This is a genomic window from Pseudomonas sp. 43A (genome assembly GCF_013363935.1).
In the GTDB taxonomy this organism is placed as follows: domain Bacteria; phylum Pseudomonadota; class Gammaproteobacteria; order Pseudomonadales; family Pseudomonadaceae; genus Aquipseudomonas; species Aquipseudomonas crudilactis.
The window spans coordinates 4,679,154-4,694,167 of the sequence record NZ_CP054880.1; the positions used below are offsets into that span (position 1 = coordinate 4,679,154).

Genomic DNA, 15,014 nt, shown 5'->3' on the forward strand with positions numbered 1-15,014 from the left:
GTGACCGACATGAATCCAAAGGAAAACTACCTGCATGAGTTCTTCAGGATCTTCTTCGCCAACAAGCAACTGGTGAAACGGGTCTTCCTGATCTTTGCAGTCATCGCCCTGCTCCTGCCGCTGGTGCTCAAACAGAGCTTCGATATCACCGCGCAGGTCATCGTGCAGTCGAAAAAACTCTCTCAGGGTGACGCCACCACGTCGCTCACGGTGGACAACGCCACCTTCATTCCGCCGTCGCTCGCGGACATGGAAACCGAGAGCAATATCCTCCGTTCGCCAGCACTGATCCGGCAGACCATCAGCGAACTGCGCGACAAAGGTGAATACACACCTTCGCCGGGCATCTTCAGCAAACTGGTGGCCGAGCCGTTCAAGCGCTACGTCAGTTCGCCGCTGCGCCAGTACGTGATCAACCCCGTGCGCAACGTGCTTGGACTTGAGACTGATCCGGTGCGCGACACCGCGCTCGACGCGCTGACCCAGCAAGCCATCGACAGCCTGAAAATCGAGACCTTGCCCGGCTCCAACGTGATCTCGATCGTCTACAGCTTCCCCGATCCGCATCAGGGCACAACGTTTGTTTCAGCCCTGCTGCAGAACTATCTGTTCAGTCGTCAGGCTTTGCAGTCGATCGACTTGCCGCAGTCCTTCTACGAATCGAAGAAGCACCTGTATCAAGTGCGCCTCGACGGCCTGGAAGGTAACCGCCAAGCCTTGCTGGAAAGTGTCGGCTCATCGGATCCGAAGGAGGAAATCACCTTCCGCCTCAACGCCATCAACACCGAAGAACAAGCGCTGAACCTGTATCAGGATCGCCTGTTACAGAGCCAGCGCTGGCTCGAATACCTGAAAACCGCGCTGGCCGCCGCCAGCAATAACAAACTCAACGACTACACCTTCCCCTACACCTTCACCACCACCGTTGACAACGTGGCGTTCGAGGATCGGGAAATCAAACAGATGGGCGAGCAACTCACCACCCAGGTCAGCCGCTACATGAATGACCTGGCGGTGTTCCAGCCTGGCAGCGAACCGATGCTGTTGACCCGCGAGCAGATTGCCCGCACCCGTGGCCAGTTCCTCAAAGTGGTGAGCAACCGCATCCAGGAACGCACCGCCGATCTGGCCGTGGTCAAGCAAGTGATCGAGCAGAAAACCGCACGCATCGCCGAGTTCAAGAACCGCATCCACGAGTTGCAGCAGACGCAAAGCAAGCTGCGGCAGATGGACACCGAAATCGATGCGCTGCACGCCGCGTTCTCGACCTACGCCCAGCGTTTCGCCGAAAGCAGCACCACCGGCGCGCTCAACGACGATCTGTCCAACGCCCGGGTGCTCAGCCCTCCGTTCGAACCGACCGAAGCGGCGTTTCCGAAACCGGGCCTGATCATTCCGTTCGGCTTGTTCACCGGGTTGCTGTTGGCGATTGCCCTGGTCTACGTGCGTGAGTTCTTCGACCACCGCTTCAAACACCCGGCGCAAATCAGCCACGAGCTGGGCGTACCGGTGCTGTTGGTGATCAACGACCAGAACACGCTGCCGAGCAATCCGCACAAGAACTGGACGGTGCCAAGCTTCCTGCACTGGGTGCGCAATTGAGCACCGCATCCTCCCCGACTGCCGCGCTGCCGATCATTCATTTGCTCAGCAGCGGCGGCTTCTATGGGGCCGAGCGGATGTTGCTGGATCATTGTCTGGCGACGCCGGGGCAGCATCAGGTGCTGTTTCTCGACGCGCCGCCAGAATTGATCCAACGCTTTCGCGAGGCCGGGGTGGACTGCCGCGGCTGTGCCGGGCTTGGCGAATTACTCCGGCACTTGCGTCAGCGTCGCGGGGAAAAACCGCTGATTAATACGCACAACTTCAAGGGGCTGTTATTCGGTTGGGTCGGCGCGACGCTGTTGCGCCTGCCGCTGGTGATTACCCAACACGGTTTCACACCGCGCAGCCGCAAGCAGAAGTTCTACACCTGGCTGAGCCTGCAACTGTGCCGCACCGCATCGGTGGACCGGGTGGTCTGCGTGGCGGAAAGTATCGCCGCGCTGCACCGTCAGGCCAGCGTCCGTGCGGAGAAATTGCAGGTGATCCCCAACGGTTTGCCGGCCGCTGTGGCGCTGGTGCCGGACGCCGATCGGCAACGCTGGCTGGCCGGTTACGTCGGCCGTTTGAGCAGCGAGAAAGGTCCGGATATTTTTCTCGACGCCTTGATCCCGCTGTGTCATCAGCATCCGCAACTGGATGCGGTGATGCTCGGCGATGGCCCGGAACGCGAGGCGTTGCAGGCGCGGATCGACAGCGCCGGTCTGCAACAACGGATTCGTTTGCCCGGTTACCAGATCGCCATGCAACCGTGGTGGCAACAACTCGATGCGCTGGTGATCAGCTCGCGCACCGAAGGCACACCGATGATTTTGCTCGAAGCGATGCAGGCCGGGGTGCCGGTGGTGGCCTTCGCGGTCGGCGGGATTCCCGATGTGCTCGAACATCGGCACAACGGCTTGCTCGCCGCGCCCACCGACAGCGCCGCCCTCGCCCGCCAGCTCGACACGTTGCTGAGCGAGCCGAAACTGGCCCGGCAACTGCGCGACAACGCAAAACGCACACAACAGGATCGCTACGACCTCAAGGCGCTCGCTGAGCGCTGGTCGCAGCTGTACATCCGCACGGCACGGGAGGCACGCGCATGATTTTCCCGCTCTCGATCGTCAGTCTGCTCGGTCTGGTCTGCATCGGTTTGCTGGCCAGCCCTTATCCGTTTCTGGCGCCGGGGGCGGTGCTGGGCCTGGTGGGTTTTGCGGTGTTGTACCGCAAGCCGACCTGGGGCCTGCTCGGCATCGCCGCACTGGTGCCGTTCGAGGGTTTCTTCAAGGACACGTCGTTCTCCGGCAGCAAGCTCATCGGTGCTTCGCTGGCGGTGATCCTGATGCTGCAACTGGCGCTGCACCAGATTCCGTCGGAGCGACTGCGCAGCAATATCTGGCGCTTTCTGATCTGGTTCATGGTGCTGTACTTCCTGAGCCTGCTCAACACCGGTGACCTGGGCATGTCGCTGGGGCATCTGCGTGAACTCAGCGTCGGCCTGATCCTGTTTGTCATCACGTTGTTGATCGGCCGCGAGCTGAACCTCGATCTGTTCGCCCGCCTCGTCACCCTCGCCGTCAGCACCACCTGCGCGATGGCGATGTTTTCGACCAAATTCCAGGATCAGGGCCGCGCCGCCGGACTGCTCGAAGACCCCAACGCGTTCGCTCTGCTGATCGCCTTTGCCGTGCCGATGGGATTGTTTCTGGTGATTCGCAGCCCGAACCTGTTGCATCGGTTGTTCTGGGGCGGTTGCTGCCTGCTGCTGTTGGGCGGGATGACCAAAACCGAGTCGCGCTCGGGTCTGGTGGTGTTGGCCTTGAGTCTGTTGATCGGCTGCTGGCACTACCGCACGCAACTGACCCGAATTCGCCCACGGCATCTGGGTTTCGCCATGCTCGGCGCGGCCATCGTGATTCCATTGGCGATCTACGCAATGCCCGCCGGGTATCTCGCGCGCATCCAGTCGCTGAGTGTGTTGAGCGCCGGCGCCAAGGGTCACAACGACGAATCCCTCGGCCGCCGCGCCTCGTACATCGTCGTCGGCAGCCAGATGATCCGCGAGAACCCGCTGCTCGGCTCCGGCCCCGGCACGTTCCCGCTTCACTACGCGACCACCGGTTACGCCAAGGCGTTTTCCGCCAACCGCAAGATCGGCGATCTCTATCGCCGCGCGCACAACACCTACCTGGAAATTTTCAGTGAATTGGGCGTGCCTGCCGGGCTGTTGTTCGTCGGCATGCTCGGCCTCGGTCTGTACAACCTGATTCGCGCTCGGGCGGCGTGGATGTTGCGCGGCAATTCGTATCAGACAGATCTGATGACCCACCTGGGTGTGAGTTTTCTGTCGCTGACGCTGTTCCTGATGTTCCTCAGCGCACCGAACCAGAAATACGTGTGGATCATGCTCGCGCTGACCAGCGTCCTGCGCCTGAAAGCCGAACAGGCGCCATTAGCGATGGAGGCGAAGGCATGAGCCGGATCAGCATCGTTATTCCGATGTTCAACGAGGCCCGACACATTGGCCGAACCCTGCTTGCAGCGCAAAAAGCCGCACACGCGGCCAATCTCGATTGCGAGTTGATCGTGGTCGACAACGGTTCGACCGACCAGGGCCCGCACATTGCCCGCCAATTCGGTGCGCAGGTGCTGGTGCTGCCGGGGTTGTTGATCGGTGCTCTGCGCAACCGCGGCACGGCCATCGCCACCGGTGACTGGCTGGCCTTCATTGATGCCGACATTGAAATGCCGGAGAACTGGCTCAAGCCGTTATTCGACATTGAAGGCAGCGGCCAGGCCGATGTCTTCGGCCTTGATCTGCACACTCCTGCCGAAGCGCCGTGGTACGCCACCGCCTGGCAACGTCGTACCTCGCGCGCGGCTTCGCAAAACGCACACGCGGTGGACTGGCTGCCCAGTGCCAACCTGCTGATGCGTCGGCGCTGGTTCGACAAGGTCGGTGGTTTCAACGAGAGCCTGCGCACCGGCGAGGACAAGGAATTCACCCTGCGCCTGCATGAACAGGGCGCGCGGCTGCTGTCGATCAACGATAACGTCGCCCTACACTGGGGTTACGAAATGAACTGGCGCGAATGGATGGGCAAGGAAATGTGGCGTCAGGGCAGTCATCTGCAACTGCTGCGCACCCACGGTTTCAGTCTGCGCCTGCTGCGCTTTCCGATGCTGTCGCTGCTGGTGTGGTTGCTGGACTTTCTGGCGATTTCGGCGTTGCTCGATGGCTTCCCCCATCACGCGGTCGTCATGGTCACGCTGACATTGGTACCGGGGCTCGTCCTCAGCCTGCGCCAAAGTGCCAAACATCGGGACATCGGTTTGACCCTGCAACTGTGGGGCCTGCACTGGGTGCGTCTGCACCTGGCCGGCGCCGCGTTCATTTTGAGTCTGTGTCATTGGAACGCCAGGAGGCCTGCCCGTGGCTGAATTCATTTTCTGGATGTGCCTGTTGCTGCCGGTCTACGCCTATATTGGCTACCCGCTGCTGCTGTCGATTCTGGCGCCGCTGTTCCCGGCATGGCGTCACACACCGGCACCGCCATTGAACGTCAGCATCGTGATTGCCGCGCACAACGAGGCACGGCACATCGAGCACAAGTTGCGTACGTTGCTGGCGCAGGATTATCAGCCGGCCTCTCTGCAGATCATTCTCGCCAGTGACGGTTCGACCGACGACACCGTGGCCTGCGCACACAAGGTCGTTGACCCGCGTATCACCGTGCTCGACCTGCCGCGCCAGGGCAAAGCCGCCACACTGAATGCGGGTGTAGCGCTGAGCACCGGCGACATTCTGGTGTTCACCGATGCAGACAACCAATGGTCCCGCGAAACCCTCGGCTACTTGCTTGCGCCGCTGAATGATCCGCAAGTCGGCGGCTGCGCCGGGCACATGGTGATTCCGGTCACCGGCGGTGGTTTGAGTGTAGGTGACAGCCTCTATCGGCATTACGAAGGCTGGCTGCGCCGGGTCGAGAACCGCACCGGCTGCATGGTCTCCGCCGACGGCGCCCTGCTCGCCCTGCGCCGCGAGTTGTTCCAGAACGTGCCGGCCGAGGTCAACGACGATTTCTTTATCAGCACCTGCGCACCGGTCGCGCACAAACGCATCGTCTATGTGCCTGAGGCGCAGGTGATCGACCACGGCGTCGATGAGGCGGACAAGCAATTCCGCCGCCGTCAGCGCGTCACCGTGGGTGGTTTGCAAAGCCTGGCCCAGCGCCGCGAGCTGCTCAATCCGCTGAAATATGGTCTGTACTCGATCGCGTTGATCAGCCACAAACTGATCCGCCGCCTGGCGCCAATCCTGTTGCTACCGCTACTGCTGAGCAATTTCTGGCTGTGGGACGACCACGGTTTCTATCGCCTGGCCCTGATCGCGCAATTGTTCGGCTATGCCATCGCGATTGCCGGGCTGCTGGATTCGCAACACCGTTTGCCGAAACCCTTCCGCCTCGCCGCGTTTCTGTTGGTTACCCTCGCTGGGATGAGTCTTGGCCTGTGGCAGTTCCTGCGCGGTCAGCGGTATGCCCAGTGGAATCCTGAACAGAACCGTTAAGAGGAACGAAGCCATGGCGATCAAACAATTACTCAAACGCACCAGTGGCTGGCTCTATCTCAACTCTTCAGTGGGCCGCAACCAGTTGCAGGGCGCCGGGGTGATTCTGATGCTGCACCGGGTGCTGGCGAACGACCGCGCCGCCGACCTGCCGCACCGCAACGAACTGTGCGTCGGGCCGAAAGCTTTCGAGCATTTGCTGGTGTGGCTGCGCAAACATTTCGATTGCGTACCGCTGATGGAAATTCTTCAGCCCAATTCGCTGCGCACCGAGCGCCCACGGGTGGCGCTGACCTTCGATGACGGCTGGCGTGATAACGCGGTCAACGCCTTCCCGCTGCTGCAAAAACATCAGGTGCCGGCGAGCATTTTCCTCTCCACCGATTTCATCGGCAGCCGTCAGCGTTTCTGGTGGGAAAGCCTCGGCGAAACCCTGTGGGGCAGCCATGGAGACAAGGCGCGGATGCACCTGATCGAATGTCTCCATGCCCTGCATCACCCGTTGCCGGTGCTGCTCGATGACATCGACGTCGACCGCCGCAGCCTGGCGCTGCTGCATTACCTGCAAAGTCTGAAGTCGATTGACCCGCAGGAGCTGGAACGGCTGACCGATGAATGCCCGCAAGAGTCGCAACCGCAGGCGCTGGACTGGCATCAGGTGCGCGCGCTGGAAGCCTCCGGCCTCGTGCGTTTCGGCCCGCACGGTGCGAGTCACTCGATCCTCACCGGCCTCGACGATGTGCGCCTGAGCGAAGAAATCAGCCGCAGCCGCGATGCCCTGCACAACGGCTGCAACCGGCCATTGCCGGTGTATTGCTACCCCAATGGCGACAATGATGACCGCGTGCGCCAACAGATCGCCAGCCATGACTACCCGTTTGCGCTGGGCACCGGCACCGGCATTTATCGCGGCGAAGGCGATCCGCTGAACCTGCCGCGCTTCGGTGTCAGTCAGCGCACCGCGCGTAATCCGGAGTTGCTGTCGTGGCGAATTTTTCGCGGGGCGCGGCCATGAGCCGAGGTAACTATCTCAAGCATCTGGCGCTGAGCATGGGCACCAAACTGGCGATGATCGCCCTGCGTTTGCTGCGCAATGTGTTGCTGGCGCGGATTCTCGGGCCAAGTGAACGTGGCTTGTTTGCCTTGCTCAGCACGCTGCCGGACCTGATCAGCGCCGCCACCAGTGGCGGGCTGAATTCGGCGGTCGGTTATCAGGCGGCCAAGCAGCGGCCGATGGGCTTGTTGCTCAGTCAGGTGTTGGTGTTCGGCTGTTTGCTGGCGGCGCTGTTGACCTTGTTGGTGGTGGCGCTGGTGCGTGAGTTTGGCACTGAGCTGGATGTGACGGTGCAACTCGGCTTGCTCGCCTGGCTGTTGCTGCTGGCAGTGCCGCTGACCGTACTGAAAAGCGGCTTGCTGACGCTGCACAACGCCTCCGGTGGTGTGGTTGCGTTCAACGCCTTGCGTCTGGTTGAATCGCTGGCGCCGCTGTTGCTGTTTCTCGCGCTGTTCTGGATGTGGAAAAGCGCCGCCCTCGAAGCCGCATTGATCAGTTGGCTGGCCGGCATCAGTCTGGTGGTGCTGGTCGGTTGGGTCTGGCTCAAACGTGCGCAACCGTTGCAACTGCAATGGGACCGCGCCAGCCAGAACGAACTGTTGCGCTACAGCGCGCGCAGTCATCCCGATCTGCTGTTCCAGCAAGTGATCCTGCGCTCGGATTATCTGTTTATCGGCGCCCTGCTCGGCAGCACCGCCCTCGGTCATTACGCCATGGCCAGCGCGGCCGCCGAACTGCTGCTGATCGTCCCGGAAGCGGTGACCACACCGCTGATGAAACGCCTGTTGCAACAGGACGAAGGCATGGACAAGGTCACCCCGCTGGCCCTGCGCCTGACCGCTACGGTGATGCTCGGCGCCTGCCTGAGCATGGCGGTGATTGGTGAATGGCTGATCGTCACCTTGTTCGGTGCGGCGTACCAACCGGCGTATCCGGCGCTGCTCGCATTGCTGCCGGGGCTGTTGGGCCTTTGCTATGCGAGCATCCTGCGTCTTGATTTGCTCGGCAAGAATCGCCCCGGCACGGTGTCGTTGCTGATGGGTCTGGGGGCGCTGCTGAATCTGGCGCTGAACCTTGTGTTGATTCCCGCCTACGGGATTGTCGGCGCGGCGGCAGCGTCGTCGATTGCCTATCTGGCAGTGACCGTGGCGATGCTGGTGCTCTACTGCCGTTTGAGCGGCGTACCGTTCTGGCAAACCCTGATCATTCTGCCGCGCGACGTCACACCCATGTGGCTGATGCTGCAACGCCGGAAAACCGCATGAAAGGCCTGGCCCTGCTGTTCGGTCTCGGCCTGTCGCTGGACGCCGTTGCCGCGTCGATGCGTTGGGGCGACATTCGCGACGGCAGCCTGTACCTGCAAGCGGATCGCCCGGACACGGTGACGGTGCGCTGGACACCGGCGTGGCAGGCAGACGCCAACGAAGAGCATCTGTATCTGCTCGATGGTCAGGGCAAACTGGCGGCAGATCGATTCATCAAGGCCAGTGAAGTGCGTGGCAGTCAGAGCTGGCCATTGCTGCCCGGCGCGAGCAGTTATCGGCTGGAAATTCCTGGCTACAGCTTTCGCAATTATCGCGTCGAACATGACGAGCGCACGGTCGCGTTGTTCGCGCCGGCGAAAGTGCATTTCAGCGTCGACACCCGCAACGGCGACGAGTTGTATTTCAAGGTCGCGCCGGGTGAGCACGCGGTGCTGGCCGGCAAGTTTCACGGAGGTGTCAGCGGATTGCAGGCACAGCGGGTCGGCGATGATCAGCAACTGACGCTAGCGCTGAAACCCTATCGTGCCTATTGGCAGTTCGATCAGGTTGCCTTGCCCGTCAGTGAACGCGAGCAGGTCTGGCGTCTGCGTCTGCAAGGCAGCGGCAAGGCAGCGTTCTGGCTCGATGGCACGGCCAATCTTTTCGCACAGAACCCGCAGCAACTGAAAGCGCTGCGTGAAGACGCCGGTCAGACGCGTCTGGTGCTGCACGACAAAATCCTCGGACGCACGCCGGATCTGGGCATCGCCCTGCCCTACGTGATGCCGCCGCCCGCCAGTCATGCTGCGCTGGATGCGCTGAAACCGACCGCCGCGAGTTACTACAGCTTTGTTGATGTGACGGCGAAGAATCCGCATTTCGAAGACGCGTTCCGCCGGGTGTATCAGGAGCGCTTCGGCATCAAACAGGACATCACCCTGCTGGCCGGCAGTCAGCGTCAGGCCGATCTGCGCGCCGATGTGCAAAGCAACAGCGGCCTCGATGCATGGCTGGCCAGCACTCGCACGCTGGGCGGCAAAGGCACGCACTACATTGGTTTTGCCGACGAGCCGAACCTCAATTACTCCAGCTACGCGCAGTATCAAGCGATTTTCGCCAGCATGGCCCGGCAGGTGCGCAGTGATCCGGCAAATGCCAAGGCTGGCGTGCGCATTGCCATGCCGGCCAGTTCGCGACTGGTCAACGGGCCGTTTGCCAACAACGCGGCAGACAAACGTGGCATCGACTGGGCGCGGCGTTTACTCAGCGAATCCGGCGATCAGGTCGACGCGCTGGCGTGGCACGAATGGATGATCCGCGACCTGCTCGCCACCCGCGTCTACCGCGACAGCGTACGCCGCGCTGCCGAACTGGTCGGCCTCGACAGCAAGGGTCAGCCGCGCAAAGCCTTGCTGCTCGACCAGACCAACATGTCCAGCGGCTCCAGCCTGAGCCCCTACGATCAGGAAACCCACTACGCCTCACTGTGGTGGGCGTCGGTGGTGATCAACGCTTCGCAGGACGGCTTGCTGAGCATGCTCAACTGGTTCCAGGCCGCCGATGAGCCACAGTATCCCAAGGGCATGTTGCGGGTCTCGGCCGATGAGCAACGCTTCGAGTTGAAACCCGTTGGTCTAGCCCAGCAGTTCATTGCCCAGCACTGGCTGCATCGGGTGCTATGGCTGGAAAACGATGCCTTTGAAGTCGATGTGCTGGCGATGGCCGGCGACGATCAACGTGGCTTGCTCGGGGTGAACAAAGGCACGCGCTTGCAGCGTGTCGACTTGAGCGGTGCCAAATGCCCGCTGAACAACGGCGCCCTGCGCTACTTCGGCGCCGACAACCGCAGCCGCGACGCGCCGTTTGCCTGCCAGGACGGGCGTGTACGTTTCGAGCTGCCGGGGCAAACCCTGTTCGCCCTCAGCTGGAGCGCTTCATGAACCGTCCGTTGATGTTCAGTCGCGCGGGTTTCTGGCCGCGCGATGCCTCGTCATCAGGAGCCAAGACCATGAACGTTGTGCAAAAACTCAGTCAACACATCAAGCAGAAAGGCCTGCGCGCCACCCTCGCCAAAGCGTGGAAACACTACGTTTTTTCCCATCAGGAACTGTTGTGGATGGAACGCGATCTGGTCAGCCCGGTGCCACCGCACAGCCTCAAACCCTACCCGCCACTGCGGGTGGTGAAGATCACAGCGGACAACGCCAGCGCCTTCGCCCGCTACTTCGGCGACCGCGTCGGCACCATGGCCGAGCTGGCCAACGAAGGTCACACCGGGCATATGCATCTGGACGATCAGGGCGACGCGGTGGCGTTTATCTGGGGCAGTTCGCGGGACTATTTCGACCGGCACTATTACGGCTGCATGTTCCCGGTGAAACCCGGCGAGTTCTTCGAATTCGGCGGTGAGCTGACCCGCGCCTATTGGGGCACCGAGCTGTCGGTGGATCTGCAACTGGAGTTGTGGAAAGCCATGGCCGCGCAAGGTTGCGACAAGGTTGTCGACGTCTGCGAATTCCACAACATCCCGGCGCTCAAGCTGCACCTGCGCATGGGCTATACCGAGCAAAACCGCATCATGAATGTGTACACCCTGTTCGGTCGCTGGCGCTTCTACCGCGAAAGCCGCTACAGCGGCTCGCGTCTGGATGCGCTGCGCAAACCTTCCCGTCCACCCGTAACAGCCACGGCGGCCTGAGTCTATGGTGACGCGATTCGAATGGCGCACATCAATGTGCGCTGCCGATTTCCCCGAAGCGGCGTATGAAGCGCTGCGCCTGCGGGTGACGGATCACACGCCGTTCAACCACCTCGGTTGGTTGTGCGCGGCCGAACAGGCTATTGGCGAGGGTGAGCGCCTGCTCATTCTGCTGGGTTGGGAAGCGGACGAATTGCGTCTGTGTCTGCCGCTGGTGACGAGTCGCGAGCGCTTTGCCGGCGTGCCGTTTCGGGTGCTGCATCACTTGGGGTATCCGCTGGCTGATCGCTTGGCACTGCTGTCTTTGCTTAGCGGCGAAGACATGCGCCAGGCGCTGAACGTGATTTGCCAACGTCTGCCCCACGCGCTGTTGCAGCTGAATGAATTGTCCGAGCCTGCCGGTGAAGAAAGCGCGCTCACTGAGTGGATGGCGCGCAGCTCTACGGCGGAACGGCGCTTGAGTTGTCGGGTGCCGGTGCATCTGATCAGTGAAGCCGATCATCAGGAAGTCTCCGGCGACCCGCGTTACAAACTGCGTCGAGCGCGCAAGCGGATTGCTGCGTGCGGTGCCGAGGTGCGGCGAATCATTCCCGATGCGTTGAGCATGGGCCCATTGCTGCAAACCATCAGCGAAGTCGAATCGGTGAGCTGGAAAGGTGACGAAGGCGTGGGGATTTTTGCCAGCGAACGCAGCCGCCAGTTGATCGAACGCGCCTTCACTGCCCTCGCCGGCCAAGGCCTGGTGCGCGTAGTGACGCTGGAACTGAACGGCCGCTGCATCAGCTACCGCCTCGGCCTGCTCGAACAGGGTCGACTGTACGATTACAACCTCGCCTTCCTGCCGCAATACGCTGATCTGGGCAGTGGTCGAGTGCTGCTGGAGGAATGGATTCGCTGGGGGCTGGAAGATAACTGGCGCTGGATCGATGCCTCGCGGGTCAGCCTGGAAAACTCCAGCCATCAACTGCACGAGCGCATGACCGGGCAACTGGAGCACTGGCGCTGGAGTTTTTATTCCTGGCGGCCGAGTGGCCTCATTCTTGGTTTCGGCCTGCGCCTGTGGCATCGACTTAAACCGCACGTACAAACGTGGCGGGCACGCCGTGCCGGGCAAGCCAAACCTGTATTGAAACCTGTCGCGATCACCACGGAGGGCGAACATGCCTCGCCAAGTCATAGTCAACGCTGACGATTTCGGCCTCAGCCCAAACGAAAACGCAGTGATCTTCGCTGCATTTCAGGCCGGGGTCATCAGTTCTGCCACCGCCATGGCCAACATGCCGGCGTTTGAATCCGCGTGTGCCATGGCGCGGCATCCGACGTTGCAAGGTCGTGTCGGCCTGCACTTCAACCTGACTTACGGGCGCCCGCTGAGCCAGGCAATCCTGGCCCGTCGCACCTTCTGCGATGACTTCGGCGTGTTCGATCTCAGCCTGCCGCGTCACAGTTTTTGGTTCGCGCGCGAAGACCGTGATGCGGTGCGTGAAGAGTTGCAGGCGCAGTGGCAGCGTTGCGTCGATCACGGTATGCGTCCCAGCCATATCGATTCGCATCAGCACGTGCACAACATCTGGCCGATCGGCGAGATCGTCGCGCGGTTTGCCGCGCACCAAAGGGTGCCGGTTCGACTGGCGCGCAATCTGGGGCAAAACCTCAATCTGCCCAAGCGCGTGTTCAAGGGTTTGCTCAACTGGCGACTGCAGAGTCTGGCCGGTGTCACCGCCGACTATGTATGCACACCAATCGACCTGCGCAACGACTGCGCGCCGACCGACGGCGTGCTCGAAATCGTTGCTCACCCAACGCAACTCGGCGCCGATTTTGGTGACGCCTATCTCAACCCGGAGGAATCCCTGAGCCGCGTGCTAGAGCAGCGGCTGGCGGGTATCCCACGGGTTTCCTACACCGATCTGAACAAGGATTTTCTACGCGGCGCTACAGCACTCGATTGAGTTACATACCTTGCAATACATTCGAAGATGGCACTTTGAAATGAATTGGCAAGGCTGATCTATACCCACAAAAGCACCATCCACAACACCCGGGCTTCGGCCACGGAGGGCATCATGAGCGTGATCGAAAAACTACAAGAACGCATCCGTCAGAAAGGCCTCGGCCGTACCTTCAGCACGTTGTGGAAACGCTACGTGTTCTTCCATTGGGAGCTTTTGTGGATGGAGCGCGACCTGGTCAGCCCGGTGCCGCCACACAAATTGCGTCCTTATGACGGCCTGCGCAAAGTCGACATTACGCCGGAGAATGCCATCGCGTTTTCCAAGCATTTTGGTGACCGCGTGCAGACCATGGCCGAACTGGCCACTGAGGGTCACACCGGGCACATGTACCTCGATGCTGACGGCCACGCTGTCGCGTTTATCTGGGGCAGCATTCGTGATTATCACGACCGTCACTATTACGGCTGCACCTTTCCGGTGAAGCCTGGCGAGTTCTTTGAATTCGGTGGTGAGATGACCCGTGCGTATTTCGGCAGCAGCCTGTCGGTGGACGTGCAGGTGGCGCTGTGGGAGGCCATGGCAGCGCAAGGCTGCAACAAGGTGGTGGACGTGTGCGAGACGCACAATATTCCGGCGCTGAAGCTGCATCTGCGCATGGGTTACCACGAGCAAGGCCGCGTGATGCACGTTTACTGCCTGTTCGGGCGCTGGAAGTTTTTCCGCGAAACGCGGTATGAGGGTTCGCGTCTGGAAACGCTGCGCAAACCGGGGCGGCCGGTGGTGAGTGCGGCGGCGCAGGCTTGATTCAACTCTGAAATATTCAGCGGCAGTGATGCCGTCATCGCGAGCAGGCTCACTCCTACATTTGAAATGCATTCCCCTGTAGGAGTGAGCCTGCTCGCGATGAGGCCGCTAGCCGCGCTGATTATTTTCAGACCTTGCTGGCGATGAGGGTAAAACACATCGGCATCTGCGCTTCCTGATTCAGATACCGGTCATAAACCTCTTCCCGATTCGAATGCGCATACTCCTTGAAGTGCGCAATGTTCAGCCCGGCCGCAATGGCAGCGCTGAAAATGGCGCCAAGGTTATGCACAAACCAATACGACTTCGCCGCCGGCTGCTCAACCTTGCCGACATAGACAATCGGCTCTTCCTGCACAAACGGCTCGGCGCGAAAGTACGAACTGGCGAGCCGGTACGGATCTTCAGCGTCGGGATCGACCATTTCCAGAAACGGATGGGTTTCGTAGATCACCAGTTTGCCGCCCGGTTTCAGGGTCGAGGCGACGTGGCGGAAAAACTCGCCGATGTCCGGCATCCAGTTCAAAACACCAATGGTGATCAGCGCCACATCGAAGCGATTGTGCAAGGACGCTGGCAAATGATGAATATCGCTTTCGATGAACTCGGCGTTGTGCGGTGAACGCTTGTTCAGCTCGCGGGCCTGCTCAAGAAACGCCGCCGACTGATCGACACCGACCACGCTTCTGGCACCGAGCGCAAACAGCGACAGACTCTCACGGCCGTTGTTGCAGCCCAGTTGAATCACCTCTTTACCGTCAACCTCCAGCAACCCGCTCAACGTCTCATCAAGGCAAGAAAAATCCGCCTGCGCGACCTCGCCGAGCAACGCCTGCCAGTCAGGCGAATCCTGGTGATGGCGGGCGGAATCGTTCCACGCCTGTCGATTGCTTTCGATGGCGGTTTTATTGTTGGGCACTTCCATGGCGCACTCCGGACGATGCTCGTGATTGACCGGATCCGAGTCTAGATCAGCCCGGCAATTGCGGTTGTTGCAAACTTGTAAGCTCCTACATACCAGGGTGTTCTTGCCTACAAATGTCGGCGAATTATCAAAACAGATAAAGGACACGGCTGACTATTCAACTCTGCTCACGTGGATACC

At 60.9% G+C, this 15,014-nt stretch carries 13 protein-coding genes; 12 read left to right on the forward strand and 1 reads right to left on the reverse strand.

Annotation, left to right across the window (positions count from 1 at the left end; genetic code table 11):
• Positions 1-9 precede the first annotated feature (9 nt).
• The 12 genes from HUW52_RS20470 to HUW52_RS20525 all read left to right on the forward strand — a co-directional run bounded on the left by HUW52_RS20470 (position 10) and on the right by HUW52_RS20525 (position 13,909).
• A complete protein-coding gene (locus HUW52_RS20470) occupies positions 10-1,602 on the forward strand; it encodes a Wzz/FepE/Etk N-terminal domain-containing protein (RefSeq protein WP_175554728.1) in 1,593 nt (530 codons plus the stop codon).
• Positions 1,599-2,690 (forward strand): glycosyltransferase family 4 protein, encoded by a 1,092-nt coding sequence (locus HUW52_RS20475; RefSeq protein WP_175554729.1) that lies wholly within the window; start codon positions 1,599-1,601, stop codon positions 2,688-2,690. Before HUW52_RS20470 ends, HUW52_RS20475 begins: the two co-directional genes overlap by 4 nt.
• Positions 2,687-4,060, forward strand: coding sequence for an O-antigen ligase (locus tag HUW52_RS20480; RefSeq protein WP_175554730.1), 1,374 nt, complete (start codon positions 2,687-2,689; stop codon positions 4,058-4,060). The genes HUW52_RS20475 and HUW52_RS20480 overlap by 4 nt, the downstream gene beginning before the upstream one ends.
• Positions 4,057-5,025 carry a glycosyltransferase gene (locus HUW52_RS20485; RefSeq protein ID WP_175554731.1) on the forward strand — a complete coding sequence of 323 codons (969 nt, stop codon included), beginning with the start codon at positions 4,057-4,059 and terminating at the stop codon, positions 5,023-5,025. The genes HUW52_RS20480 and HUW52_RS20485 overlap by 4 nt, the downstream gene beginning before the upstream one ends.
• On the forward strand, positions 5,018-6,154 hold the full coding sequence (locus HUW52_RS20490) for a glycosyltransferase (RefSeq protein ID WP_175554732.1): 1,137 nt from the start codon (positions 5,018-5,020) through the stop codon (positions 6,152-6,154). Before HUW52_RS20485 ends, HUW52_RS20490 begins: the two co-directional genes overlap by 8 nt.
• Positions 6,155-6,167: 13 nt before the next feature.
• On the forward strand, positions 6,168-7,169 hold the full coding sequence (locus tag HUW52_RS20495) for a polysaccharide deacetylase family protein (RefSeq protein ID WP_175554733.1): 1,002 nt from the start codon (positions 6,168-6,170) through the stop codon (positions 7,167-7,169).
• The gene (locus tag HUW52_RS20500) at positions 7,166-8,473 is read left to right on the forward strand and encodes a lipopolysaccharide biosynthesis protein (RefSeq protein WP_175554734.1); all 1,308 of its coding nucleotides are present in this window, start codon (positions 7,166-7,168) and stop codon (positions 8,471-8,473) included. Before HUW52_RS20495 ends, HUW52_RS20500 begins: the two co-directional genes overlap by 4 nt.
• Positions 8,470-10,392: a hypothetical protein gene (locus HUW52_RS20505; RefSeq protein ID WP_175554735.1), complete on the forward strand. Its 1,923-nt coding sequence runs from the start codon at positions 8,470-8,472 to the stop codon at positions 10,390-10,392. Before HUW52_RS20500 ends, HUW52_RS20505 begins: the two co-directional genes overlap by 4 nt.
• Before the next feature lie 68 nt (positions 10,393-10,460).
• Complete coding sequence (locus tag HUW52_RS20510; protein ID WP_175555718.1) at positions 10,461-11,150, forward strand: N-acetyltransferase; 690 nt, start codon at positions 10,461-10,463, stop codon at positions 11,148-11,150.
• A 4-nt stretch (positions 11,151-11,154) separates the two neighbouring features.
• Complete coding sequence (locus tag HUW52_RS20515; RefSeq protein ID WP_175554736.1) at positions 11,155-12,339, forward strand: GNAT family N-acetyltransferase; 1,185 nt, start codon at positions 11,155-11,157, stop codon at positions 12,337-12,339.
• Positions 12,311-13,102 carry a ChbG/HpnK family deacetylase gene (locus HUW52_RS20520; RefSeq protein WP_026000470.1) on the forward strand — a complete coding sequence of 264 codons (792 nt, stop codon included), beginning with the start codon at positions 12,311-12,313 and terminating at the stop codon, positions 13,100-13,102. Before HUW52_RS20515 ends, HUW52_RS20520 begins: the two co-directional genes overlap by 29 nt.
• A 114-nt stretch (positions 13,103-13,216) precedes the next feature.
• Positions 13,217-13,909: a GNAT family N-acetyltransferase gene (locus HUW52_RS20525; protein WP_016983349.1), complete on the forward strand. Its 693-nt coding sequence runs from the start codon at positions 13,217-13,219 to the stop codon at positions 13,907-13,909.
• Between the two features lie 127 nt (positions 13,910-14,036).
• On the opposite strand, the gene HUW52_RS20530 is transcribed toward HUW52_RS20525, so the two are convergent.
• Positions 14,037-14,834 (reverse strand): class I SAM-dependent methyltransferase, encoded by a 798-nt coding sequence (locus HUW52_RS20530; protein ID WP_175554737.1) that lies wholly within the window; start codon positions 14,832-14,834, stop codon positions 14,037-14,039.
• Between the last annotated feature and the right edge of the window lie 180 nt (positions 14,835-15,014).

What these genes read in the sequence shown, in the direction of transcription:
- HUW52_RS20470 (WP_175554728.1), top strand. Translation starts at nt 10, where the DNA reads ATGAATCCAAAGGAAAACTACCTGCATGAGTTCTTCAGGATCTTCTTC.
- HUW52_RS20480 (WP_175554730.1), top strand. Translation starts at nt 2,687, where the DNA reads ATGATTTTCCCGCTCTCGATCGTCAGTCTGCTCGGTCTGGTCTGCATC.
- HUW52_RS20485 (WP_175554731.1), top strand. Translation starts at nt 4,057, where the DNA reads ATGAGCCGGATCAGCATCGTTATTCCGATGTTCAACGAGGCCCGACAC.
- HUW52_RS20495 (WP_175554733.1), top strand. Translation starts at nt 6,168, where the DNA reads ATGGCGATCAAACAATTACTCAAACGCACCAGTGGCTGGCTCTATCTC.
- HUW52_RS20500 (WP_175554734.1), top strand. Translation starts at nt 7,166, where the DNA reads ATGAGCCGAGGTAACTATCTCAAGCATCTGGCGCTGAGCATGGGCACC.
- HUW52_RS20505 (WP_175554735.1), top strand. Translation starts at nt 8,470, where the DNA reads ATGAAAGGCCTGGCCCTGCTGTTCGGTCTCGGCCTGTCGCTGGACGCC.
- HUW52_RS20510 (WP_175555718.1), top strand. Translation starts at nt 10,461, where the DNA reads ATGAACGTTGTGCAAAAACTCAGTCAACACATCAAGCAGAAAGGCCTG.
- HUW52_RS20515 (WP_175554736.1), top strand. Translation starts at nt 11,155, where the DNA reads ATGGTGACGCGATTCGAATGGCGCACATCAATGTGCGCTGCCGATTTC.
- HUW52_RS20520 (WP_026000470.1), top strand. Translation starts at nt 12,311, where the DNA reads ATGCCTCGCCAAGTCATAGTCAACGCTGACGATTTCGGCCTCAGCCCA.
- HUW52_RS20525 (WP_016983349.1), top strand. Translation starts at nt 13,217, where the DNA reads ATGAGCGTGATCGAAAAACTACAAGAACGCATCCGTCAGAAAGGCCTC.
- HUW52_RS20530 (WP_175554737.1), bottom strand. Translation starts at nt 14,834, where the DNA reads ATGGAAGTGCCCAACAATAAAACCGCCATCGAAAGCAATCGACAGGCG.